A 21910-nucleotide genomic window follows, 5' to 3' on the forward strand; every position below is an offset into this window, starting at 1 on the left:
GGTCATTTCCGGAAGCGAACCCAAACGCGTTGAAGTGTCAGAAGATTTAAAACGCGCAAAGCCCGGAAGCACATGTCGGGCTTTGCGCCTGTGACGATCAGTCCATCAGCGTATTCAATGTTTCCAGCGCGTCAGGCGGCAGCTGCAGTTCTCCCGCCGCGAGGTTTTGCCGCAGATGCGCCACGGAAGAGGTGCCCGGGATCAGCAGGATATTCGGAGAACGCTGCAGCAGCCATGCCAGCGCAACCTGCATTGCCGTGACGCCCAGTGAATCCGCGACAGCCTTCAGCCCGGACGATTGCAGCGGCGTAAAGCCGCCCAGTGGGAAGAACGGCACATACGCAATCCCCTGCTGCGCGAGCAGATCCACCAGCGCATCGTCACCCCGGTTCACAATGTTGTACATGTTCTGCACGCACACCACCGGCACCATCTTCTGCGCTTCCGCGACCTGGGTGGCCGTGACGTTGCTCAAACCAATATGCCGCACCAGCCCCTGCTGCTGTAATTCTGCCAGGATGGAGAGCGGTTCAGCAATCGACCCTTCCGCTGGCCCGTGCGCGCTAAACATGATCCGCAGGTTCACCACGTCCAGCACGTCCAGCTGCAGATTACGCAGGTTGTCATGCACCGCCTGCGTCAGCTCCTGCGCGGAAAAGGCCGGCAGCCAGGCGCCTTTGTCGTTGCGACGGGCACCAATCTTGGTGACGATCGTCAGATCGTCCCGGTAAGGATGAAGCGCCTCGCGGATCAGCTGGTTCGTGATATGAGGACCATAAAAATCACTGGTATCAATGTGGTTCACTCCCGCCGCCACGGCCTCGCGTAACACGTCCAGCGCGGCCTGCTTATCCTTCGGCGGCCCAAAGACGCCCGGCCCGGCCAGCTGCATCGCGCCGTAGCCCAGCCGTTTCACCGTCCGCGTCCCGAGCGCGTATGTCCCGCTTTTATCAATGCTGCTCATGTTGACCTTCCTCATAAAAATGATCCGGATTTACAACAGGTTCCCAAAAGGGCCCCTTAGTTAAGCGCGAGTTAATTAAAGTTTACATTCTCTACGACGATAGTAATGAAGTAACCCTGCATCTTCTCTAACGGACAACCGCTATGCTGAAAAATCTGCACGTGATTACCGGTATTATCTTTGCCCTCACCATATTCTGCCTGCTGCAAGTTGTCACGGGAGGGTTGTTCTACTCTGCCGTCAGTAACGATCGCCATAACTTCCAGAACTCCGGCGTGCTCAATGCCCAGCAGGAAAGCCTGAGCGACAGCGTGAACACGCTGGTGAAAACGCGCGTCACCGTCACCCGCGTGGCGATCCGCTACCTGAAAAACCAGCGTGACCCGGCTTCCCTGGCGGCGATCAATAAACTGCTGGGCACCGCAGGCGACTCGCTGGCAAAAGCCGAAGCCTATAACAAAGAGTGGCAGAAACTGCCGCAGGTTAAGGGCCAGGAGGCGGCATTGACCGACGAGATGCAGAAATCCTGGAACCAGATGCACGAAGTCATGCGTTTATCGATTGAGTATCTGCGCGCCGACAACTATCAGGCCTATGGCGATCTGGATGCGCAGCAGGCGCAGGACGATATGGAAGCGGTCTATAACCGCTGGCGCGCCGAAAACAACACCCTGCTGAAGGCCGCAACCGAAGAGAATCAGAGCAGCTTCACGCAGATGCAGTGGACGCTGGCGGCAATTCTGCTGGCCGTTATCGCGGTTCTGGTGGTCATCTGGCAGGGTTTACAGCACCTGCTGTTAAAACCACTCCACTCCATTATGGACCATATTCGCGCCATTGCAGGGGGCGACCTGACGCAGGAGATCGCTATCTCGGGCCGCAATGAGATGGGTCAGCTGGCCGCGGGCCTGCATGAGATGCAGCAGTCGCTGGTGACCACCGTCAGCGCCGTACGCGGAAGTACCGATTCCATCTACACCGGCGCAGGCGAAATTGCCGCAGGAAGCAACGATCTTTCCGCCCGCACCGAGCAGCAGGCCGCCTCGCTCGAAGAGACCGCCGCTAGCATGGAAGAGCTGACCGCGACGGTTAAACAGAACTCCGATAACGCCCGTCAGGCCACGCTGCTGGCGAAAAACGCCTCTGAAACGGCCGCGCGCGGCGGCCACGTCGTGGATAACGTGGTTCGCACCATGAACGAGATCGCCGACAGTTCGCAGCAAATTGCGCATATTACCAGCGTGATTGACAGCATCGCGTTCCAGACGAACATTCTGGCGCTTAACGCCGCGGTGGAAGCGGCACGCGCCGGGGAACAGGGACGTGGTTTTGCGGTTGTCGCAGGCGAGGTCCGGACCCTGGCGAGCCGCAGCGCGCAGGCGGCGAAAGAGATCAAAGGGCTTATCGAGAACTCCGTCAGCCGGGTGAATACCGGTTCTGAGCAGGTTAGCGAGGCAGGCACCACCATGAAGGAAATCGTCGCCGCCGTGACCCGCGTGACCGATATCATGGGCGAGATTTCCTCTGCCTCTGACGAGCAGAGCCGCGGCATTGAACAGGTGAGCCTGGCCGTTTCGCAGATGGACAGCGTGACGCAGCAAAACGCCGCGCTGGTGCAGGAGTCCGCCACGGCGGCAGCGGCGCTGGAAGATCAGTCCGAACAGCTGCGCCAGGCGGTGGCCGCGTTTCGTCTGAACGGCAAAGAAAAAGCGGTAGCTCCACGTCCGGCCAGCGTGAAAACGCCTCAGCTGTTGCGCCCGGCAACCGCAAACGCCGCCACCGACAGCAACTGGGAAACCTTCTGAATCACCGGCGGGCGAGGAAATCGCCCGCTAGCGGCTGCGCTTGGCGTGCCGCTCCCAGTTCTCCTGTTTTGCTTCATCGGATTTACGCAGTGAAACGTAGCATGCCCCGCTGCCGCCGTGATGCGGCAGCGCCACGCAGAAGGCCTGCACTTCCTCGAACTCGGTTAACCAGCGCGCCAGATAGCTGCGCACCACATTAGGATGCGAGTTCTGCTCGCGCCCTTTTCCGTGAATGATAATCAGATTGCGTAACCCGTCACGTCCGGCCTGGCGAATAAAAGAATAGAGCATCTGACGGCAGCGTTCGGCGGGCTGACGCAGGAGGTTTAAGCTGGCCTGGCGGGCATATTTACCCGAGCGCAGCTTCTCGATAACGCCCTGCTGCACCCCTTCGCGCCGGAACGCCAGCGGCTCTTCCAGGGGAAGAAGGTCAAGAAAATCCAGCGTCAGGAAGTTATCCAGCTGTTCACTATCCACCTCCTGGCGCGCCCGCGTATTGCGGCTGGGCTGCCAGTGAATATCCGGGCCACGCTTCAGCGGCTGGACATCTTCCATGGCGTCAAGAAAAAAGGATTTGTCGTCAGGGTTCATGGATATCCTCCGGCTACAACTGAGGACGGTACTATACCTGCGCCTGAGACTGGCCTCAATCACCGTTACAGGCCCTCATGCGCCGCAAATATTAACCTGATGAATATATATAGTATTTATAAAATGGATTTAAATATGACTTAACTAAAATTTCAGCAAAGATGAAATAAGTGATTTGTGTTAAATTTTCGTAAAATCAAACACTCGACATCCTTTCTTTTTGCGGAAAAGGTGTTATACCTAAATATACCTGCTTCATGGATATAATATTCAGGATTGGCGAAAGGACGCACTGCTGTGTGTACTGGAGGATCTGTCTGATGTCGGGCAGATCCTGTTTTTTTTATTATCTCATTTTCACGCCACGATTATTTTCCTCGCTTCCCGTCTGAACTGCGTAATTAATGATTCAGCCAGGGGCGTCTGACGTGAATCACGGCGCTGAATTAAATAATATGCTGCTTTTGGAAGCGATTCGACAACCGGCAGCATGACCAGACGGTGCGCCAGCAGCGGGTCACAGCCTAACTCCTGCGGCAATATGCTTAGAAAATCACTTTGTGCAACCAGGCTTATGCAGGAAGAAAAGGTTTCGCAGACCACACCAATTCGCGGTATTTTCGAGCGATGGCTAAATACCTCTTCTAACTGCTTATAATAACTTCCCCGCGGCGTCGGCATTGTCCAGTTATAATGCAGGAGTTCGTTAATCGACGTTGCCCCCGTTGCCGGATGCCCTTCGCGACAAAATACCGCAAATGGCTTCTCAAAGAGTTTTTCAAACGTAAATTCCTGGTCGTAAGGTCCCTGATAATAAGTATTGATGGTGAAATCCAGCTCTCCCTGCCGTAATTCGTTGATCATCGACACCAGCTGCCCTTCCATTATCCGCACTTTGACCTGCGGATGTTGGGCATGAAAGCGGGTAATAACGGCGGGCATCAGGCTGCGCGAAACGCTGGCCCCCATCCCGATGTTGATCTGCCCGGCCTGTTCCCCCTGCCGCTGACGAATGTCATCCTGCGCCGCGCGCAGCTCTTCCAGAATTAACCGGGCGCGCTGGTAAAAGCCCTCACCGCATTCGGTCAACGCGACGCCCTTACTCCTGCGCACGAAAAGCTGCGCCGCCATGCCCTCCTCCAGCTCTTTGATGGATTTGGTCAGCGCCGGCTGCGAAAGATTCAGCGTCCTGCTGGCACCGCGAATGCTGCCCTGACGTGCGACTTCAACAAACGCCCGGAGATGATGGAATTTAACCTGAAATGACATAGCCCGACCGATAACCGTTGTTTATCAGAGTAAAGAAACTGTCATCTACTTTACTGGAAAGGGATGTGCGAGGGTAATTCCTGAACGGTTAAAACTGTGAAAAATCGGTTAGTGATAAGTAAAAACTATCACAGCGTGAAGCAGTTCACATATTTTCATGATGACAGGAACAGATATGGACACACTGGCGCAGTACATCCAGACGTTAACCCCGCAGCTGAGCGCGTGGCGTCGCGATTTTCACCATTTTGCGGAATCTGGCTGGGTAGAGTTTCGTACCGCCGCGAAAGTTGCGGAGACCCTGAACTCGCTGGGTTACGAACTGGCGATGGGCCGTGACGTGGTCGATGCCGAAAGCCGGATGGGGCTGCCCGATGAGGCAACCCTGGCGCGAGAGTTTGCCCGCGCGCGGGCGCAAGGCGCGCCTGAGAAATGGCTGGCGCCGTTTGAAGGCGGCTTTACCGGCATTGTCGCCACCCTGAATACCGGCCGCCCGGGCCCAACCCTGGCGTTTCGCGTGGACATGGACGCCCTTGATTTAAGCGAAGCGCTCGACGACAGCCATCGCCCGTTCCGCGACGGGTTTGCCTCCTGCAATCCGGGCATGATGCACGCCTGCGCGCACGACGGCCACACTACCATTTGTCTGGGACTGGCACAGGTGCTTAAGCAGAATGAAGCCCGGCTCAACGGCACCATTAAGCTGATCTTCCAGCCTGCTGAAGAAGGCACGCGCGGCGCGCGCGCCATGGTTGCCGCCGGGGCGCTGGATGACGTGGACTATTTCACGGCCATTCATATTGGTACCGGCGTTCCTGCCGGTACGGTGATCTGCGGCAGCGATAACTTTATGGCCACCACCAAGTTCGACGTGAGCTTCACCGGCGTGGCCGCACACGCGGGCGGTAAGCCGGAGGACGGGCGTAACGCCCTGCTCGCCGCCGCGCAGGCCGCCCTCGCCCTGCACAGCATCGCTCCGCACAGCGACGGCGCATCCCGGGTGAACGTCGGCGTGATGCAGGCGGGCAGCGGGCGCAACGTGGTGCCCGCCAATGCCCTGATCAAAGTTGAAACCCGCGGCGAAAGCGAAGCGATTAATCAGTATGTCTTTGAACGCGCGCAGGCCGTCATTACCGGCGCGGCGGCGCTCTATGGCGTGAGCGCGGAGATGCGCCTGATGGGGGCTGCCACCTCCAGCGCGCCGACACCGGCGTGGGTGGATTATCTGCGCGAACAGGCGAGCCAGGTTTCCGGGGTTGTTCATGCCATCGATAAGGTGAAAGCGCCAGCGGGTTCCGAAGACGCCACGCTGATGATGGCCCGCGTGCAGCAGAACGGCGGCATGGCGTCCTATATGGTGTTTGGCACGGATTTGAGCGCCGGACATCACAACGAAAAATTCGACTTCGATGAGCAGGTCATGACTATCGCCATCGAAACGCTGGCGCGAACAGCGCTCAATTTCCCGTGGACGCGAGGTGTGTGATGCAGGAGAACTACGCTTTTATTGCCGATGCGATCGACACGCGATGTCGGACGTTAACCGATATTGCCGACGCGATCTGGGATCGTCCCGAAACCCGCTTTGAAGAGTTCTGGTCCGCCGAGCGGCTGGCCAGCGAGCTGGAAGCTGAAGGCTTCACGCTGACCCGCGAGGCAGGCGGTATTCCCAATGCCTTTATCGCCAGCTTCGGCAGCGGAAAACCGGTTATCGCCCTGCTGGGCGAGTACGACGCGCTGGCCGGGTTAAGCCAGCAGGCACACTGCGCGACGGCGCAAACCGCCACGCCGGGGGCTAACGGCCACGGCTGCGGACATAATCTCTTAGGCACCGCGGCGCTTGCGGGCGCGGTGGCGGTGAAAAGCTGGCTGGAGCAGAACGGCGGCAGCGGAACGGTGCGTTTTTACGGCTGTCCCGGTGAAGAAGGCGGCTCCGGGAAAACCTTTATGGTGCGCGAAGGGCTGTTTGATGACGTCGATGCCGCCGTCACCTGGCACCCGGAAGCCTTTGCCGGGATGTTTAACGTCAGTACGCTGGCGAATATTCAGGCCGCCTGGCGTTTTCACGGCGTGGCGGCGCACGCGGCCAACTCTCCTCACCTGGGACGCAGCGCCCTGGACGCCGTGACGCTGATGACCACCGGCACCAACTTCCTTAACGAACACATCATCGAGAAAGCGCGCGTCCATTACGCCATTACCGACACCGGCGGGATTTCGCCCAACGTGGTGCAGGCGCAGGCCGAGGTGCTGTACCTGATCCGCGCCCCGGAGATGGCGGATGCGCAGCAGATCTACGAGCGCATCGAGAAAATCGCCCAGGGCGCGGCGCTGATGACCGAAACGACCGTCGAGTGCCGCTTTGATAAAGCCTGCTCCAGCTACCTGCCGAACCGCACGCTTGAGGCGGCGATGTATCGCGCCCTGCAGCACTACGGCACGCCGGAGTGGACCGACGAAGAGCGAGAGTTTGCCCGCGAGATCCGCGCCACGCTGACGCCCAACGATCTGCAAAATAGCCTGAAAAATATTGCCGCCACGGGTGGCGAAGCGGGTAAAGCCTTTGCCCGTCGTCATCAGGCGACGCTGCTGGTGGATGAAGTCGCGCCCTATGCCGTCACCGACAACGTGCTGGCGGGTTCAACCGACGTGGGTGACGTCAGCTGGAAAATGCCGGTCGCCCAGTGCTTCAGCCCCTGCTTTACCGTCGGCACGCCGCTGCACACCTGGCAGCTGGTATCTCAGGGGCGAACCTCTATTGCCCACAAGGGCATGCTGCTGGCCGGGAAAGTGATGGGCGCGACCGCGCTCAATCTGCTGCAGGACGCGGCGCTGCTGAAAGAATGCCGTGAAGAGTTCGAACAACAACTAGAAGAAAAACCGTACGCGTGTCCGATCCCACCGGGCGTGACACCGTCACCTTTAAAATAAAAAAACACAACACAACAACACAACACTCCCGAGGAACGCCCATGAGTATGTCATCCATACCTTCGCATTCCCCATCCGGTAAGCTCTATGGCTGGGTTGAAAGGATCGGCAATAAAGTGCCGCACCCTTTCCTGCTTTTTATCTATCTGATTGTGATTTTGATGGTCGCCACCGCCGTGCTCTCCGCCTTTGACGTCAGCGTGCGCAGCCCGGCCGACGGCAGCCTGGTGGCGGTGAAAAATCTGCTGAGCATTGAAGGGCTGCACTGGTTTTTACCCAACGTGATTAAAAACTTCAGCGGCTTCGCCCCGCTCGGCGCCATTCTGGCGCTGGTGCTGGGCGCCGGGCTGGCCGAACGCGTGGGCCTGTTGCCCGCATTGATGGTGAAGATGGCTTCTCACGTCAGCGCGCGCTACGCGAGCTACATGGTGCTGTTTATCTCCTTCTTCAGCCATATCTCCTCCGACGCCGCGCTGGTGATCATGCCGCCGATGGGGGCGCTGATCTTCCTCGCCGTCGGGCGCCATCCCGTGGCGGGTCTGCTGTCCGCGATTGCGGGGGTGGGCTGCGGTTTTACCGCTAACCTGCTGATCGTCACCACCGACGTGCTGCTCTCGGGCATCAGTACGGAGGCGGCGAAAACCATTGATGCGGCCATGCACGTCAGCGTGATCGACAACTGGTACTTTATGGCCAGCTCGGTGATTGTCCTGACGATTGTCGGCGGGCTGATTACCGATAAGATCGTCGAGCCGCGCCTGGGCAAATGGGAAGGCCGTAGCGATGAAAAGCTGGAAACCCTGAGCAAAGAGCAGCGCTTCGGCCTGCGCGTAGCTGGCCTGGTCTCGCTGGCGTTTATCGCCGCGGTGGCGCTGATGGTGGTGCCGGAAAACGGCATATTGCGCGATCCGGTTAAACATACGGTCCTGCCCTCGCCGTTTATTCAGGGCATCGTGCCGCTGATTATCCTCTTCTTCTTTGTTGTTTCGCTCGCCTACGGTATCGCCACCGGCAAAATCCGCCGCCAGGGTGACCTGCCGCAGCTGATGATCGAGCCGATGAAAGAGATGGCGGGCTTTATCGTGATGGTGTTCCCGCTGGCCCAGTTTGTGGCGATGTTTAACTGGAGCAACATGGGCAAGTTTATGGCCGTGGGCCTCACCGACGCGCTGGAGGCTGCCGGGCTAAGCGGCGTACCGGCGTTTGTCGGTCTGGCGCTGCTGTCATCCCTGCTGTGCATGTTTATCGCCAGCGGCTCCGCCATCTGGTCGATTCTGGCCCCGATCTTCGTGCCGATGTTTATGATGCTGGGGTTCCACCCGGCTTTCGCGCAGATCCTGTTCCGCATCGCGGACTCTTCGGTTATCCCGCTGGCGCCAGTTTCGCCGTTTGTTCCGCTGTTTTTAGGCTTCCTGCAGCGCTATAAACCCGAGGCCAAACTGGGTACCTACTATTCGCTGGTTTTACCCTACCCGCTTATCTTTTTAGGGGTATGGCTGGTGATGCTGGTGGCGTGGTATCTTGTCGGCCTGCCGATTGGGCCGGGGATCTACCCGAGGCTGAACTAAGGGAATGAGGATGCTGAGATTACTCGAAGACAAGATTGCGACGCCGCTTGGGCCGCTGTGGGTGATCGCGGACGAGCAGTTTTGCCTGCGCGCCGTTGAGTGGGAAGAGCACAGCGACCGCATGGAAGAACTGCTTGCGATTCACTACCGCGCCCAGGGGTATGAACGTATCCGCGCCACCAATCCGGGTGGACTGAGCGACAAGCTTGCGGCGTACTTCGAAGGCGATCTCAGCATCATCGACACGCTGCCCACCGCCACGGCGGGCACGCCTTTTCAGCGCGAAGTGTGGCAGGCGCTGCGGGCCATTCCCTGCGGGCAGGTGATGCATTACGGCCAGCTCGCGGCGCAGTTAGGTCGCGCTGGGGCCGCACGCGCCGTAGGTGCCGCGAACGGCTCTAATCCGGTCAGCATCGTGGTGCCCTGCCATCGCGTTATTGGCCGCAACGGCACCCTGACCGGCTATGCCGGTGGCGTGCAGCGAAAAGAGTGGTTGCTGCGTCACGAAGGGTATCTCTTACTCTAGTTCCCAGGCTTTTTGTGCTTAATTTTCTTCCGGTTAGGCTAAAAATCCATAATCAAGCTGTGGAATTTCAAGAAGATGGCGACACATTGCCGTCTCTTGTCCTTATTGAGGGTTTGTCAGGCTTACGTACTTACCAAAAAGATGTTAAAATTGACCAATATCAATTAAGGCTTGAGCAAACCTATGATCCCGGAAAAGCGAATTATACGACGCATTCAGTCTGGCGGTTGTGCTATCCATTGCCAGGATTGCAGCATCAGCCAGCTCTGTATCCCGTTTACCCTGAATGAGCATGAACTCGATCAGCTTGATAATATTATCGAGCGTAAAAAGCCTATTCAGAAAGGGCAGACGCTGTTTAAAGCGGGAGACGAACTGAAATCGCTCTATGCTATCCGTTCTGGCACCATCAAGAGCTACACCATCACCGAACAGGGCGATGAGCAGATCACCGGCTTCCATCTGGCGGGTGACCTGGTAGGCTTTGATGCCATCGGTACGGGCCACCACCCGAGCTTTGCTCAGGCACTCGAAACCTCGATGGTTTGCGAAATTCCGTTTGAAACCCTGGACGATCTGTCCGGCAAGATGCCTAACCTGCGTCAGCAGATGATGCGTCTGATGAGCGGTGAGATCAAAGGCGATCAGGACATGATTCTGCTGCTTTCCAAAAAGAATGCAGAAGAGCGTCTGGCCGCGTTTATCTACAACCTCTCCCGCCGCTTCGCCGAGCGTGGCTTCTCGCCGCGTGAATTCCGTCTGACGATGACGCGTGGCGATATCGGTAACTACCTGGGTCTGACCGTGGAAACCATCAGCCGTCTGCTGGGTCGTTTCCAGAAAAGCGGGATGCTGGCCGTTAAGGGTAAATACATCACTATCGAAAACGGTGAAGCGCTGGCCGTTCTTGCCGGGCACGCCCGCAACGTGGCGTAAACGCCATACGTATACTGCCAGACCGATAAATTCTCCTGATTTATGGGTCTGGCCTGTTACCCCGTCTTATATCTGCCCTTTTCACCGTAGCACGTCCCCACACAGCACCCAAAAGGGTCTCGTTGAGGTTATGAATTGAGAGAAAGTTTGTTTTTCGTTTCAGTCGTGATTGCCTCAGTGACCTTTATCTTCATCTGGATCATGCTTGTCGGCCCAATGAAGGGGGAGGAAAAAACCTACGTTCAGGACTCCACGACCTTTGCGATAGCGGTGATGGTGCTGCTGTTTATTGCGTTTATCGCGGTAACGACCACGGTGCTTTTCCTCTGATAAATTTTCATGAATTATTGATCTGGCAAAAGCTCTCCTCTGTTTCATTCAGGATATATAGGTTACTCTTTTAATTACAGACTGTGGTGACAGTAGTAAGGAGACCTGTATGGCCAAGTATCAAAACATGCTGGTAGCAATCGATCCGAATCAGGACGATCAGCCGGCATTACGACGTGCTGTGTATTTGCATCAACGGATTGGTGGCAAAATCAAAGCGTTTTTGCCGATCTATGACTTCTCGTATGAGATGACCACCCTTCTGTCGCCTGACGAGCGCACCGCTATGCGTCAGGGCGTCATCAGCCAGCGTACCGCGTGGATCCGCGAACAGGCGAAGTATTACCTGGAAGCGGGCGTGCCCATTGATATCAAAGTGGTCTGGCACAACCGACCTTTCGAAGCCATCATTCAGGAAGTCGTTGCCGGTGGGCACGATCTGCTGCTGAAGATGGCGCACCAGCACGACAAGCTGGAATCCGTGATCTTCACCCCGACCGACTGGCACCTGCTGCGTAAATGCCCTTGCCCGGTCTGGATGGTGAAAGACCAGCCGTGGCCTGAAGGCGGGAAAGCCGTTGTGGCGGTAAACCTCGCCAGCGAAGAGGATTACCATAACTCGCTGAACGAGAAGCTGGTGAAGGAGACCCTCCAGCTTGCCGACCAGGTCAACCACACCGAAGTGCATCTGGTAGGTGCCTATCCGGTTACCCCGATTAACATCGCCATTGAGCTGCCGGAATTTGACCCGAGCGTGTATAACGACGCCATCCGCGGTCAGCACCTGCTGGCCATGAAAGCGCTGCGCCAGAAATTCAGCATCGATGAGAAAATGACCCACGTGGAAAAAGGGCTGCCTGAAGAGGTAATCCCGGACCTGGCTGAACACCTGCAGGCGGGGATTGTCGTGCTGGGTACCATTGGCCGTACCGGTATTTCTGCCGCCTTCCTCGGCAACACCGCCGAGCAGGTGATCGACCATCTGCGCTGCGACCTGCTGGTTATCAAGCCGGATGAGTACCAGACGCCGGTTGAGCTTGACGATCCGGAAGACGATTGACCCGCAAGATAAAAAAAAACCGTCGGCGAACCGGCGGTTTTTTTTGCCGGGTGGCGGCTACGCCTTACCCGGCCTACGGGTTTGGTAGGCCCGGTAAGCTTGCGCCACCGGGCTTTACCCTGTCAGAGCGCTTTCAGAATCGCATCCACGCTGGCTTTGGCATCGCCAAAGAGCATGTGGGTGTTCTCTTTGAAGAACAGCGGGTTCTGCACCCCGGCATAGCCGGTATTCATTGAGCGCTTAAACACGATCACGTTCTCCGCCTTCCACACTTCCAGAACCGGCATCCCGGCGATTGGGCTACGCGGATCGTCCTGCGCCGCCGGGTTAACGGTGTCGTTAGCCCCAATGACCAGCACGGTGTCGGTGTCGGCGAAATCATCGTTGATCTCGTCCATCTCCAGCACGATGTCGTAAGGCACTTTCGCTTCCGCCAGCAGCACGTTCATGTGGCCTGGCAGACGCCCCGCCACCGGGTGAATACCAAAACGCACCTTGATGCCGCGCGCGCGTAGCTTCTCGGTGATTTCCGCGACCGGATACTGCGCCTGTGCCACCGCCATGCCGTAGCCCGGGGTGATAATGACCGAGTGCGAGTTTTTGAGCATCTCGGCGGTATCTTCCGCGCTGATCTCACGGTGCTCACCCACTTCCTCATCGGAGCCGGTAGACGAGCCGTCAGAACCAAAGCCACCGGCGATGACGCTGATGAACGAGCGGTTCATCGCCTTACACATGATGTAAGACAGGATCGCACCCGAAGAACCCACCAGCGCACCGGTGACGATCAGCAGGTCGTTGCTCAGCATAAAGCCCGCCGCCGCCGCCGCCCAACCGGAGTAGGAGTTCAGCATGGAGACCACCACTGGCATATCCGCACCACCGATGGACGCCACCAGATGCCAGCCGAAGGCCAGCGCGATGATAGTCATCACCAGCAACGCCAGCACCTGCAGACCGACGCTTTCGGTACGCACGAAGACCACCAGCAGCACAAACGATACCACCAGCGCCGCCAGGTTCAGCTTATGACGGTTTGGCAGCATCAGCGGCTTAGAGGAAATCTTCCCGCGCAGCTTGCCGAACGCGACAATGGAACCGGTGAAGGTGACCGCACCGATGAAGATACCGAGGAACACTTCCGTCAGGTGAATATTCACCAGAATCGGTTCCAGACCTGGCGTGTGGTACAGGTAGCTGTTGAAGCCCACCAGCACTGCGGCCAGACCCACAAAGCTGTGCAGAATCGCCACCAGCTCCGGCATCTCGGTCATTTCAACGCGTTTCGCCAGGCGAATACCAATCGCACCGCCGATGATCATCGCCACCAGGATCCACGCCACGTTGCCGGTGTCCGGCCCGAAGATGGTGGCAATCAGCGCAATCGCCATCCCGGCGATACCAAAGTTATTCCCCTGCTGAGACGTTTCGTGTTTGGAAAGCCCCGCCAGACTGAAAATAAACAGGATTGCAGCAACAATGTATGCGGCTGTCACTAATCCTCCAGACATATGCTACCCCTTAGCCTTTACGAAACATTTTCAGCATGCGCTGAGTCACGGTGAAACCACCGAAAATATTGATACTGGCGATCAGCACCGCGATAAAGCTCAGGAAGCTGATCCAGCCGCCGTGGCCAATCTGCAGTAACGCCCCCACCACGATGATCCCGGAGATGGCGTTGGTCACCGACATCAGCGGCGTATGCAGCGCATGGGAGACGTTCCACACCACGTAGTAGCCCACGACGCAGGAGAGCGCGAAGACGGTAAAGTGGCCGAGGAACTCTTTCGGCGCGACGTCAGCCAGCCAGCCGAACAGAATAATCACCAGCGCCATGATCGCGTATTTGCGCCACGGGGAAGCCGGTTTGGCAGGTTCTTTTGGTTCTGGCGCCGCTTTAGGCGCTGCCTGAGGCTGGGCCGAAACCTGAATCGGTGGCGCAGGCCAGGTAATTTCACCTTCACGCACCACGGTCACACCGCGCACCACCAAGTCGTCAAAATCGACGGTGATGTTGCCGTCTTTCTCTTTGCAAAGCAGCTTCAGCAGGTTGACGAGGTTGGTGCCGTACAGCTGAGACGATTGCGTCGGCAGGCGACCCGGCAGATCGGTATAGCCGATCACCTTCACGCCGTTTGCGGTCGTGGTCACCTGATTCGCTACGGTATATTCGCAGTTGCCGCCGTTTTGCGCGGCCAGGTCGACAATCACGCTGCCCGGCTTCATGGAGTCCACCATCTCACGGGTAATCAGCTTCGGCGCCGGTTTACCAGGGATAAGCGCGGTGGTCACAATGATGTCGACATCTTTCGCCTGCGCGGCGAAGAGTTCCATTTCGGCTTTGATAAAGGCTTCGGACATCACCTTCGCATAACCATCACCGCTACCCGCTTCTTCCTTGAAGTCCAGCTCAAGGAATTCGGCACCCATACTCTGGACCTGTTCCTTCACTTCAGGACGGGTATCAAACGCGCGAACGATAGCGCCCAGGCTGTTTGCCGCACCGATGGCAGCAAGTCCCGCCACGCCCGCGCCAATCACCATCACCTTCGCCGGAGGGACTTTACCCGCCGCGGTGATCTGACCGGTAAAGAAGCGACCAAATTCGTGGGCCGCTTCAACGATGGCGCGGTAGCCCGCAATGTTTGCCATCGAACTTAAGGCGTCCAGCGACTGGGCTCGCGAAATACGCGGCACGGAGTCCATCGCCATCACGGTGACGCCGCGCGCGGCCAGTTTTTCCATCAGCTCAGGATTTTGCGCAGGCCAGATAAAGCTCACCAGCGTGGTGCCCGGATTCAGCAGCGCAATCTCCCTCTCTTCCGGTGCGTTGACCTTCAGAATAACCGGCGACTGCCACACGTCGGCACTGTCCACCACTTCCGCGCCAGCCTGAATAAAGGCCTCGTCATCGAAACTCGCCAGTTTGCCCGCGCCGCTTTCAACTGCGACGGTAAAACCCAGCTTAAGCAGTTGCTCCACCGTTTTCGGTGTTGCCGCTACGCGGGTTTCATTGGCTAACCGTTCTTTTGGTACCCCAATACGCATAGTTTTCCCTTCCATCGGTTTTTGATGATGGTTTAACGATAAGTGCCCGCGGTTTGTATCATTTTTCGCCATCACGCAAGCAATGAGACACAATTCACCCCGGAAAATAAAACAGTAACAAACTGTCTATAACCTACTGAAAATAGCGGCCGTGATCTACCGCCAGAAAACACTATTTCTTACTTTATCTGTGAAAAATAAGCGATCGGCGTCACTGACAGTGATATTTACCTTAAATTCATCGCCAGAACCGATAATTCGCGCAAGCGAAGCGGTAAAAACATGATATAGCGCCATAAGAGAACAACTTATTAACATTAAATTAACTTGTAAAAGTCATAAGCTTTATCAGTTTTACTTGTCAAACGCGTGTTTTTTCAACATATCACTAAATGTTATCGAATAAGGTGATTCAGTGAGCACAGGCAGTGAAAAATGGCGCAGACAGCGACGGGTTTTAAATGCCATAATCGGGACCGTCTCAAATTAACAACAATACCAGTACATGGTTTGCGCAAGGCGAAGGATCATTTTTATGAAGCTTAAGAACACACTCCTGGCGTCCGCACTTCTCTCCGCGACCGCCCTGTCTGCGAATGCCGCAACAGAGTTAACGCCGGAGCAAGCGGCAGCGTTAAAACCTTTTGACCATAAGGTCATTGTGGGTCGTTATAATTCTATTGGCGACGCCGTCGCCGCTGCATCAAAGGCCGCTGATAAAAACGGGGCAGCCTCGTTTTATGTTGTTGACCAGTCTGATAACGGCAACAGCGGTAACCAGCGCGTGACCATTGCGCTGTATAAGGACAACGCGCCAAAAGCTGACGCACCGAAAAACCGCGTGATTAACGGTGTTGTTGAACTGCCGAAAGATCAGGCAATTGCGCTGGAACCGTACGACACCGTCACCGTTCAGGGCTTTTACCGCAGCCAGCCTGAAGTGAACGATGCCATCACCAAAGCCGCGAAAGAGAAAGGGGCCTACGCTTTCTACATCGTGCGTCAGGTCGATGCTAACCAGGGCGGCAACCAGCGTATTACCGCGTTCATCTATAAAGAAGATGCGAAGAAACGTGTTCTGCAGAGCCCGGATGCGATTCCGGCAAACTCAGAAGCCGGTCGCGCGGCGATAGCGAAAGGCGGCGAAGAAGCGAAGAAAGTGGAAATCCCAGGCGTCGCAACGACGGCTACGCCAAGCGCTGAAGTGGGCCGTTTCTTTGAAACGCAGTCCACGAAAGGTGGCCGTTATTCGGTTACGCTGCCAGACGGTACCAAAGTTGAAGAGCTGAACAACGCCACTGCCGCGCAGATGGTGCCGTTCGACAGCATCAAATTTACCGGCAACTACGGCAACATGACGGAAGTCTCTTACCAGGTCGCGAAGCGTGCGGCGAAGAAAGGGGCGAAGTTCTACCACATCACCCGCCAGTGGCAGGAACGTGGTAACAACGTGACCATCAGCGCCGATCTGTACAAGTAACAAAATCGTTTAAAAAAGGCGGCGCAATGCCGCCTTTTTTGTTACTTTTTTTGAATTTCTGCCACACGTCATTGCATGCTTTCGTTACACTCCGTAAAATCCCGCGCCTTAGTGTGATCCACCATTTTTATGCGCCTGAGCGAAATAATTATTCTGGATTTTGACCTTTCATAACAGGAAGCCAATGGAAAAGAAACTTGGCCTGAGTGCTCTGACTGCACTCGTTTTAAGCTCAATGCTGGGTGCGGGCGTATTCAGTTTGCCGCAAAATATGGCGGCCGTCGCCAGCCCGTCTGCCCTCATCATTGGCTGGGGCATTACGGGTGTCGGAATATTGCTGCTGGCCTTCGCCATGCTGCTGCTGACGCGCATTCGCCCGGATCTGGACGGCGGCATTTTCACCTATGCCCGGGAAGGTTTCGGCGAGCTGATTGGCTTCTGTTCGGCCTGGGGATACTGGCTGTGTGCGGTGATCGCCAACGTCTCCTATCTGGTGATCGTTTTCTCGGCCCTCAGTTTCTTTACCGATACGCCTGAGCTGCGCCTGTTTGGCGACGGGAATACCTGGCAGTCTATTGTGGGCGCCTCGGTGTTACTGTGGTTCGTCCACTGGCTGGTGCTGCGTGGCGTACAAACGGCCGCCAGCATTAACCTGGTGGCGACGCTCGCGAAACTGGTTCCGCTCGGCCTGTTTATCGTTCTGGCCTTCATTGCATTCCGCATGGACGTGTTCACGCTCGATTTCAGCGGCGTTGCGCTGGGCGTCCCCGTCTGGGAGCAGGTGAAAAACACGATGCTGATTACCCTGTGGGTGTTCATCGGTGTTGAAGGCGCGGTTGTGGTTTCCGCCCGGGCCCGAAATAAACGCGATGTGGGCCGCGCCACGCTGCTGGCGGTACTGGCCGCGCTCGGGGTCTATCTGCTGGTGACGCTGCTGTCGCTGGGCGTGGTGGCGCGTCCTGAACTGGCTGAAATGCGTAATCCGTCAATGGCGGGCCTGATGGTGAAAATGCTCGGCTCCTGGGGCGACGTGGTGATTGCCGCTGGCCTTATCATCTCCGTCTGCGGAGCCTACCTGAGCTGGACCATCATGGCGGCTGAAGTGCCTTTCCTGGCCGCGACGCACAAGGCGTTTCCACGCCTGTTTGCGCGTCAAAACCAAAACAGCGCGCCGTCTGCCTCACTCTGGCTGACCAACATCAGCGTTCAGATCTGTCTGGTGCTGATCTGGCTCACAGGTTCAGACTATAACACGCTGCTGACCATCGCCTCGGAGATGATTCTGGTACCCTATTTCTTAGTGGGTGCGTATCTGTTAAAAATTGCCACACGCCCGGCGCATTATGTCGTGGGTGTCGGAGCCTGTATTTACGGCCTGTGGTTGTTGTATGCTTCCGGACCTATGCATCTGCTGCTGTCGGTGGTGCTGTACGCACCGGGTCTGCTGGTGTTCATCTACGCCCGCCGCACGCATCAGCTGGAGAACGCGCTGAAACGCCGTGAGATGGCCTTAATTGGACTGTTACTGGTTGCTGCCGTGCCGGCAACCTGGATGTTAGTGGGATAGCATCGCCTTTCCCATTGTTGAACTGTAAAGGAGAATACGATGGGAAATGCACCGCTTCGCCCCATACTGATCACCGGCGGAGGCCGCCGTATCGGCCTCGCCCTCGCCCATCATTTTCTCAACCTTCGCCATCCGGTCATTGTCAGCTACCGCACGGAATACCCGTCGATTGAAGGGCTGCGCAAAGCCGGGGCGGTTTGCATTCAGGCTGATTTTTCAACCGATGAAGGCATTCTGGCCTTTGCGGAAAAGGTGAAATCCACCACAACGGGTCTGCGCGCCGTGCTCCATAACGCCAGCGCATGGCAGGCCGAAAAGCCGGGTACGTCACTCAGCGAAACGCTCTCCGCCATGCTGCAGATCCACGTCAATGCCCCTTATCTGCTTAACCACGCTCTGCAGGATCTGCTCCGCGGCCACGGGCATGCTGCGGGCGACATCATTCACTTCACGGATTATGTGGTGGAGCGCGGCAGCGACAAGCACATTGCCTATGCGGCCAGTAAAGCCGCGCTGGATAACATGACCCGCTCGTTTGCCCGCAAGCTCGCCCCCGAGGTGAAGGTGAACGCCATCGCCCCGGCAATGATCTTATTCAACGAAAACGATGATGCGGAGTATCGCCAGCAGGCGCTGAATAAATCGCTGATGAAAATTGCCCCAGGCGAGAAAGAGGTCATCGACCTCGTGGATTACCTGCTCACCAGTTGCTACGTCACCGGCAGAACCTTTGCCGTGGACGGCGGCCGACCGCTGCGCTAGTGAAAGCGGCTCCAGAAGAAAATTAACACCCAGGCGCTGAGCCCCCAGCAGACCACCGCCCCGCCCAGCGCCAGGGGAAGACGCAGAAAACCGGTGAAATACCACAGCGAAAGCAGATAGAGAAAATACGGGATGATTGACCACATGCCAAACACGATGGTCGTGCGTAACGCTTCCGTGCCGCGTTCGGACGCCACAATATAGTGGGCAATGAGTGCAAAGGTCGGGAAGAGAGGGATCAGCCCGGCAATATAGTAGTTTTTCGTTTTTGCCAGAATGCCAATCAGCAACACCACCAGCGCACCCAGCGCGGCTTTGATCACCAGAGCCATCGTTTTCCTTATAATAATCAACTCACCCTATGGGCCAGAATAACGGAACCGGCGTTAATTTTGAAAGATTAATGGAAGGTTAAGGTTTCGCGGTGTATGTTGGCTTTTTTCACGAAAACAGACGCTGTATGAATAAGATTGTTTATGTTGAAGACGAACCCGAAGTCGGGCAGCTGATCGCCGCCTATCTGGGTAAACATGATATGGACGTCATTGTTGAACCTCGTGGCGATCGTGCCGAAGAGGTGGTCGTCCGTGAAAACCCGGATCTGGTGCTGCTGGATATCATGTTGCCGGGCAAAGACGGCATGACGCTCTGCCGCGACCTGCGCGCCCGGTGGGAGGGCCCTATCGTCCTGCTCACCTCACTGGACAGCGATATGAACCATATTTTGTCGCTGGAGATGGGTGCCAATGATTACATTCTGAAAACCACACCGCCAGCCGTCCTGCTCGCTCGCCTGCGCCTCCATTTACGCCAGCACGCCAGCATCGAACGCGAAGCACCGGCGCCGTCTCTGACGCCGCACAAAGCGATGCGCTTCGGTACGCTGTCTATTGATCCGATTAACCGTCAAGTGCTGCTCTCTGGCGAGCTTATCGCCCTTTCCACCGCAGATTTTGACCTGCTGTGGGAGCTGGCAACGCATGCCGGGCAGATCATGGACCGTGACGCGCTGCTGAAAAACCTGCGTGGCGTAAGCTATGACGGAATGGACCGCAGCGTGGACGTGGCGATTTCGCGTCTGCGCAAAAAACTGCAGGATAACGCCACCGAGCCCTACCGTATTAAAACCGTGCGTAATAAGGGCTATCTGTTTGCCCCACATGCGTGGGAAACCTGATCGCCGGACAGGATAACCTGCGCGAAATAAAGGCATTACGCGACAATGCCCTTCTTTCGCGCGTTTATTTTTAGGTTTGCGCAACAATTAACTTGCTAAGCACGCAAACTATTCCATAATTACTTTCTCGACTCTCCTTTCTTCAGCTCGCCCCGCTCTTGCGATTGTTTTACTCATTTTCGCCGTGAAGCTTTCACGACATCTCTCCAATAAATCTTGAAATGAGGATTTAAGCTCATAAATTATGTATAGCTACGGTCAGGTAGAAGCGATAAAAACCAATCTTGAGTGGATTGTTAATCAGGCAACCCTGAACCACGCCTCCCCCTCACGCACCGATCAAAAAGCGCTCTTTGACCTGCTGGAACTCATCCAGTCTTACGAAATACTGCTGGATCTCATCAGCGAATACGGAACGGATGTGATTGATACGCACATTGCAGAAGGCCTGGCCGTGACGGAAAAATTCATCGCCAAGGTAAAAAACAGCGCGAAAGCCGTCTAACACGCTCGACAGACGTGAAAAACTCGAAGGGTTTTCATGTATATTCTGCACATAGCGTTTTTGCGGTGAGATCCAATGAAAAAGCTGTTTGTGCAGTTTTATCTTTTACTGTTTGTCTGCTTCCTGGTGATGACCATGCTGGTCGGGCTGGTGTATAAATTTACCGCCGAACGTGCGGGCAGGCAGTCTCTGGACGACCTGATGAAAAGCTCGCTTTATCTGATGCGCAGCGAGCTGAGAGAGATCCCGCCACACGACTGGGCGAAAACCCTGAAAGAGCTGGATCTCAATCTGTCATTCGATTTACGCATTGAGCCGTTGAAAGATTTCGATCTGGACCCGCCCGCCATGCAGCGTCTGCGCGACGGGGATATCGTCGCGCTGGATGAGAAATACACCTTTATCCAGCGAATTCCGCGCAGCCATTACGTGCTGGCCGTCGGGCCGGTGCCCTATCTCTATTATCTGCATCAGATGCGCCTGCTGGACATGGCGCTGATGGCCTTTATCGCCATTTCACTCGCGTTTCCGGTTTTTATCTGGATGCGCCCGCACTGGCAGGACATGCTGAAACTCGAATCCGCCGCGCAGCGTTTTGGCGAGGGGCATTTTACAGAGCGTATTCACTTCGACAGCGGTTCCAGCTTTGAACGTCTGGGCGTGGCCTTTAACCAGATGGCCGATAACATCAATGCCCTTATCGCCAGCAAGAAGCAGCTGATCGACGGGATCGCGCACGAGCTGCGCACGCCGCTGGTGCGCCTGCGCTATCGTCTGGAGATGAGCGAGAACCTGACGGAAGCGGAGTCTCAGGCGCTTAACCGCGACATTGGCCAGCTTGAAGCGCTGATTGAGGAGCTGCTGACCTACGCGCGCCTCGATCGCCCGCAAAACGAGCTAAACCTCAGCACGCCCGATCTGCCCGCCTGGCTGCAAACCCACATTGACGACGTTCAGAGCGTGAACCCGCAGCGCACGCTGTTGACGCGCGTCACGCCGGGTGACTACGGCGCGCTCGATATGCGCCTGATGGAGCGCGTGCTGGACAATCTGATGAACAACGCCATGCGCTACAGCGAAAGTACGCTGCAGATTGGGCTGGATCTGCAGGGCAATCAGGCCCGCCTGACGGTAGAGGATGACGGACCGGGGATTGCCCCGGAAGCACGCGAAACCGTGTTTGAACCGTTTGTCCGCCTCGATCCCAGCCGCGATCGCGCCACCGGCGGATGCGGTCTGGGGCTAGCAATCGTCCACTCTATCGCGCAGGCGATGGGCGGCACGGTGCATTGCGAAGAGAGCGAGCTCGGCGGCGCGCGCTTCTGCTTTAGCTGGCCGGTGTACCATAACATCGCCCTTCCCGTCCCTGCCTGACTTCAACCGCACGC

At 56.6% G+C, this 21910-nt stretch carries 20 protein-coding genes; 14 read left to right on the forward strand and 6 right to left on the reverse strand.

Going from position 1 to position 21910, the window contains the following annotated elements; translation table 11 throughout:
- Window positions 1–97: 97 nt before the first annotated feature.
- The gene (locus AA74_RS0104875) at window positions 98–964 is read right to left on the reverse strand and encodes an aldo/keto reductase family oxidoreductase (RefSeq protein WP_025911510.1); all 867 of its coding nucleotides are present in this window, start codon (window positions 962–964) and stop codon (window positions 98–100) included.
- Window positions 965–1107: 143 nt separating this feature from the next.
- On the opposite strand from AA74_RS0104875, the gene AA74_RS0104880 reads away from it, so the two are divergent.
- Window positions 1108–2769, forward strand: coding sequence for a methyl-accepting chemotaxis protein (locus AA74_RS0104880; RefSeq protein ID WP_025911512.1), 1662 nt, complete (start codon window positions 1108–1110; stop codon window positions 2767–2769).
- Between the two features lie 27 nt (window positions 2770–2796).
- Here the strand turns inward: AA74_RS0104880 and smrA are convergent, their stop codons facing one another.
- Both smrA and AA74_RS0104890 read right to left on the reverse strand, forming a co-directional pair.
- Window positions 2797–3360, reverse strand: a complete 564-nt coding sequence (gene smrA / locus AA74_RS0104885; protein WP_025911514.1) for a DNA endonuclease SmrA — start codon at window positions 3358–3360, stop codon at window positions 2797–2799.
- A 357-nt stretch (window positions 3361–3717) separates the two neighbouring features.
- Complete coding sequence (locus tag AA74_RS0104890; RefSeq protein WP_025911516.1) at window positions 3718–4629, reverse strand: LysR family transcriptional regulator; 912 nt, start codon at window positions 4627–4629, stop codon at window positions 3718–3720.
- 175 nt (window positions 4630–4804) lie between these two features.
- Between AA74_RS0104890 and AA74_RS0104895 the strand changes: the two genes are divergently transcribed.
- The 7 genes from AA74_RS0104895 (at window position 4805) to uspE (ending at window position 11980) form a co-directional block, all read left to right on the forward strand.
- Complete coding sequence (locus AA74_RS0104895; protein WP_025911518.1) at window positions 4805–6115, forward strand: M20 family metallo-hydrolase; 1311 nt, start codon at window positions 4805–4807, stop codon at window positions 6113–6115.
- Window positions 6115–7560: a M20 family metallopeptidase gene (locus tag AA74_RS0104900; RefSeq protein ID WP_025911520.1), complete on the forward strand. Its 1446-nt coding sequence runs from the start codon at window positions 6115–6117 to the stop codon at window positions 7558–7560. The genes AA74_RS0104895 and AA74_RS0104900 overlap by 1 nt, the downstream gene beginning before the upstream one ends.
- A 41-nt stretch (window positions 7561–7601) precedes the next feature.
- Window positions 7602–9128: a p-aminobenzoyl-glutamate transporter gene (abgT, locus tag AA74_RS0104905; protein ID WP_025911523.1), complete on the forward strand. Its 1527-nt coding sequence runs from the start codon at window positions 7602–7604 to the stop codon at window positions 9126–9128.
- A gap of 10 nt (window positions 9129–9138) precedes the next feature.
- The gene (gene ogt, locus AA74_RS0104910; protein ID WP_025911525.1) at window positions 9139–9654 is read left to right on the forward strand and encodes a methylated-DNA--[protein]-cysteine S-methyltransferase; all 516 of its coding nucleotides are present in this window, start codon (window positions 9139–9141) and stop codon (window positions 9652–9654) included.
- A gap of 183 nt (window positions 9655–9837) precedes the next feature.
- Window positions 9838–10590 carry a fumarate/nitrate reduction transcriptional regulator Fnr gene (fnr, locus tag AA74_RS0104915; protein WP_006174991.1) on the forward strand — a complete coding sequence of 251 codons (753 nt, stop codon included), beginning with the start codon at window positions 9838–9840 and terminating at the stop codon, window positions 10588–10590.
- 147 nt (window positions 10591–10737) lie between these two features.
- The gene (locus tag AA74_RS0104920) at window positions 10738–10920 is read left to right on the forward strand and encodes a hypothetical protein (protein ID WP_014883604.1); all 183 of its coding nucleotides are present in this window, start codon (window positions 10738–10740) and stop codon (window positions 10918–10920) included.
- Between the two features lie 109 nt (window positions 10921–11029).
- Window positions 11030–11980, forward strand: a complete 951-nt coding sequence (uspE, locus tag AA74_RS0104925) for a universal stress protein UspE (RefSeq protein ID WP_008500542.1) — start codon at window positions 11030–11032, stop codon at window positions 11978–11980.
- 122 nt (window positions 11981–12102) lie between these two features.
- On the opposite strand, the gene pntB is transcribed toward uspE, so the two are convergent.
- Both pntB and pntA read right to left on the reverse strand, forming a co-directional pair.
- On the reverse strand, window positions 12103–13491 hold the full coding sequence (gene pntB / locus AA74_RS0104930) for a Re/Si-specific NAD(P)(+) transhydrogenase subunit beta (RefSeq protein ID WP_025911532.1): 1389 nt from the start codon (window positions 13489–13491) through the stop codon (window positions 12103–12105).
- 10 nt (window positions 13492–13501) lie between these two features.
- Window positions 13502–15031, reverse strand: coding sequence for a Re/Si-specific NAD(P)(+) transhydrogenase subunit alpha (gene pntA / locus AA74_RS0104935; RefSeq protein ID WP_025911534.1), 1530 nt, complete (start codon window positions 15029–15031; stop codon window positions 13502–13504).
- A gap of 535 nt (window positions 15032–15566) precedes the next feature.
- Between pntA and ydgH the strand changes: the two genes are divergently transcribed.
- The 3 genes from ydgH (at window position 15567) to folM (ending at window position 18840) form a co-directional block, all read left to right on the forward strand.
- Window positions 15567–16511: a DUF1471 family protein YdgH gene (gene ydgH, locus AA74_RS0104940; RefSeq protein WP_023327293.1), complete on the forward strand. Its 945-nt coding sequence runs from the start codon at window positions 15567–15569 to the stop codon at window positions 16509–16511.
- Between the two features lie 184 nt (window positions 16512–16695).
- A complete protein-coding gene (locus AA74_RS0104945; protein ID WP_008500547.1) occupies window positions 16696–18078 on the forward strand; it encodes an amino acid permease in 1383 nt (460 codons plus the stop codon).
- Window positions 18079–18117: 39 nt separating this feature from the next.
- Window positions 18118–18840 carry a dihydromonapterin reductase gene (gene folM / locus AA74_RS0104950; protein ID WP_008500548.1) on the forward strand — a complete coding sequence of 241 codons (723 nt, stop codon included), beginning with the start codon at window positions 18118–18120 and terminating at the stop codon, window positions 18838–18840.
- Here folM and AA74_RS0104955 read toward each other — a convergent pair.
- Window positions 18837–19172: a GlpM family protein gene (locus tag AA74_RS0104955; RefSeq protein ID WP_021241155.1), complete on the reverse strand. Its 336-nt coding sequence runs from the start codon at window positions 19170–19172 to the stop codon at window positions 18837–18839. The genes folM and AA74_RS0104955 overlap by 4 nt on opposite strands.
- A 128-nt stretch (window positions 19173–19300) precedes the next feature.
- Here AA74_RS0104955 and rstA point away from each other — a divergent pair, with 128 nt between their 5' ends.
- The 3 genes from rstA (at window position 19301) to rstB (ending at window position 21896) form a co-directional block, all read left to right on the forward strand.
- Window positions 19301–20017 (forward strand): two-component system response regulator RstA, encoded by a 717-nt coding sequence (rstA, locus tag AA74_RS0104960; RefSeq protein ID WP_021241154.1) that lies wholly within the window; start codon window positions 19301–19303, stop codon window positions 20015–20017.
- Window positions 20018–20261: 244 nt separating this feature from the next.
- On the forward strand, window positions 20262–20522 hold the full coding sequence (locus tag AA74_RS0104965) for a hypothetical protein (protein ID WP_008500551.1): 261 nt from the start codon (window positions 20262–20264) through the stop codon (window positions 20520–20522).
- A 75-nt stretch (window positions 20523–20597) separates the two neighbouring features.
- Window positions 20598–21896 (forward strand): two-component system sensor histidine kinase RstB, encoded by a 1299-nt coding sequence (rstB, locus tag AA74_RS0104970; protein ID WP_008500552.1) that lies wholly within the window; start codon window positions 20598–20600, stop codon window positions 21894–21896.
- Window positions 21897–21910 lie beyond the last annotated feature (14 nt).

Source organism: Enterobacter sp. 5-4 (assembly GCF_000612205.1).
Classification (GTDB): Bacteria; Pseudomonadota; Gammaproteobacteria; order Enterobacterales; family Enterobacteriaceae; genus Enterobacter; species Enterobacter roggenkampii.

What these genes read in the sequence shown, in the direction of transcription:
- folM (WP_008500548.1), top strand. Translation starts at nt 18,118, where the DNA reads ATGGGAAATGCACCGCTTCGCCCCATACTGATCACCGGCGGAGGCCGC.
- AA74_RS0104875 (WP_025911510.1), bottom strand. Translation starts at nt 964, where the DNA reads ATGAGCAGCATTGATAAAAGCGGGACATACGCGCTCGGGACGCGGACG.
- AA74_RS0104965 (WP_008500551.1), top strand. Translation starts at nt 20,262, where the DNA reads ATGTATAGCTACGGTCAGGTAGAAGCGATAAAAACCAATCTTGAGTGG.
- AA74_RS0104900 (WP_025911520.1), top strand. Translation starts at nt 6,115, where the DNA reads ATGCAGGAGAACTACGCTTTTATTGCCGATGCGATCGACACGCGATGT.
- uspE (WP_008500542.1), top strand. Translation starts at nt 11,030, where the DNA reads ATGGCCAAGTATCAAAACATGCTGGTAGCAATCGATCCGAATCAGGAC.
- AA74_RS0104880 (WP_025911512.1), top strand. Translation starts at nt 1,108, where the DNA reads ATGCTGAAAAATCTGCACGTGATTACCGGTATTATCTTTGCCCTCACC.
- rstB (WP_008500552.1), top strand. Translation starts at nt 20,598, where the DNA reads ATGAAAAAGCTGTTTGTGCAGTTTTATCTTTTACTGTTTGTCTGCTTC.
- abgT (WP_025911523.1), top strand. Translation starts at nt 7,602, where the DNA reads ATGAGTATGTCATCCATACCTTCGCATTCCCCATCCGGTAAGCTCTAT.
- AA74_RS0104895 (WP_025911518.1), top strand. Translation starts at nt 4,805, where the DNA reads ATGGACACACTGGCGCAGTACATCCAGACGTTAACCCCGCAGCTGAGC.
- AA74_RS0104955 (WP_021241155.1), bottom strand. Translation starts at nt 19,172, where the DNA reads ATGGCTCTGGTGATCAAAGCCGCGCTGGGTGCGCTGGTGGTGTTGCTG.
- AA74_RS0104890 (WP_025911516.1), bottom strand. Translation starts at nt 4,629, where the DNA reads ATGTCATTTCAGGTTAAATTCCATCATCTCCGGGCGTTTGTTGAAGTC.
- ydgH (WP_023327293.1), top strand. Translation starts at nt 15,567, where the DNA reads ATGAAGCTTAAGAACACACTCCTGGCGTCCGCACTTCTCTCCGCGACC.
- smrA (WP_025911514.1), bottom strand. Translation starts at nt 3,360, where the DNA reads ATGAACCCTGACGACAAATCCTTTTTTCTTGACGCCATGGAAGATGTC.
- rstA (WP_021241154.1), top strand. Translation starts at nt 19,301, where the DNA reads ATGAATAAGATTGTTTATGTTGAAGACGAACCCGAAGTCGGGCAGCTG.
- pntA (WP_025911534.1), bottom strand. Translation starts at nt 15,031, where the DNA reads ATGCGTATTGGGGTACCAAAAGAACGGTTAGCCAATGAAACCCGCGTA.
- ogt (WP_025911525.1), top strand. Translation starts at nt 9,139, where the DNA reads ATGCTGAGATTACTCGAAGACAAGATTGCGACGCCGCTTGGGCCGCTG.
- pntB (WP_025911532.1), bottom strand. Translation starts at nt 13,491, where the DNA reads ATGTCTGGAGGATTAGTGACAGCCGCATACATTGTTGCTGCAATCCTG.
- AA74_RS0104945 (WP_008500547.1), top strand. Translation starts at nt 16,696, where the DNA reads ATGGAAAAGAAACTTGGCCTGAGTGCTCTGACTGCACTCGTTTTAAGC.
- fnr (WP_006174991.1), top strand. Translation starts at nt 9,838, where the DNA reads ATGATCCCGGAAAAGCGAATTATACGACGCATTCAGTCTGGCGGTTGT.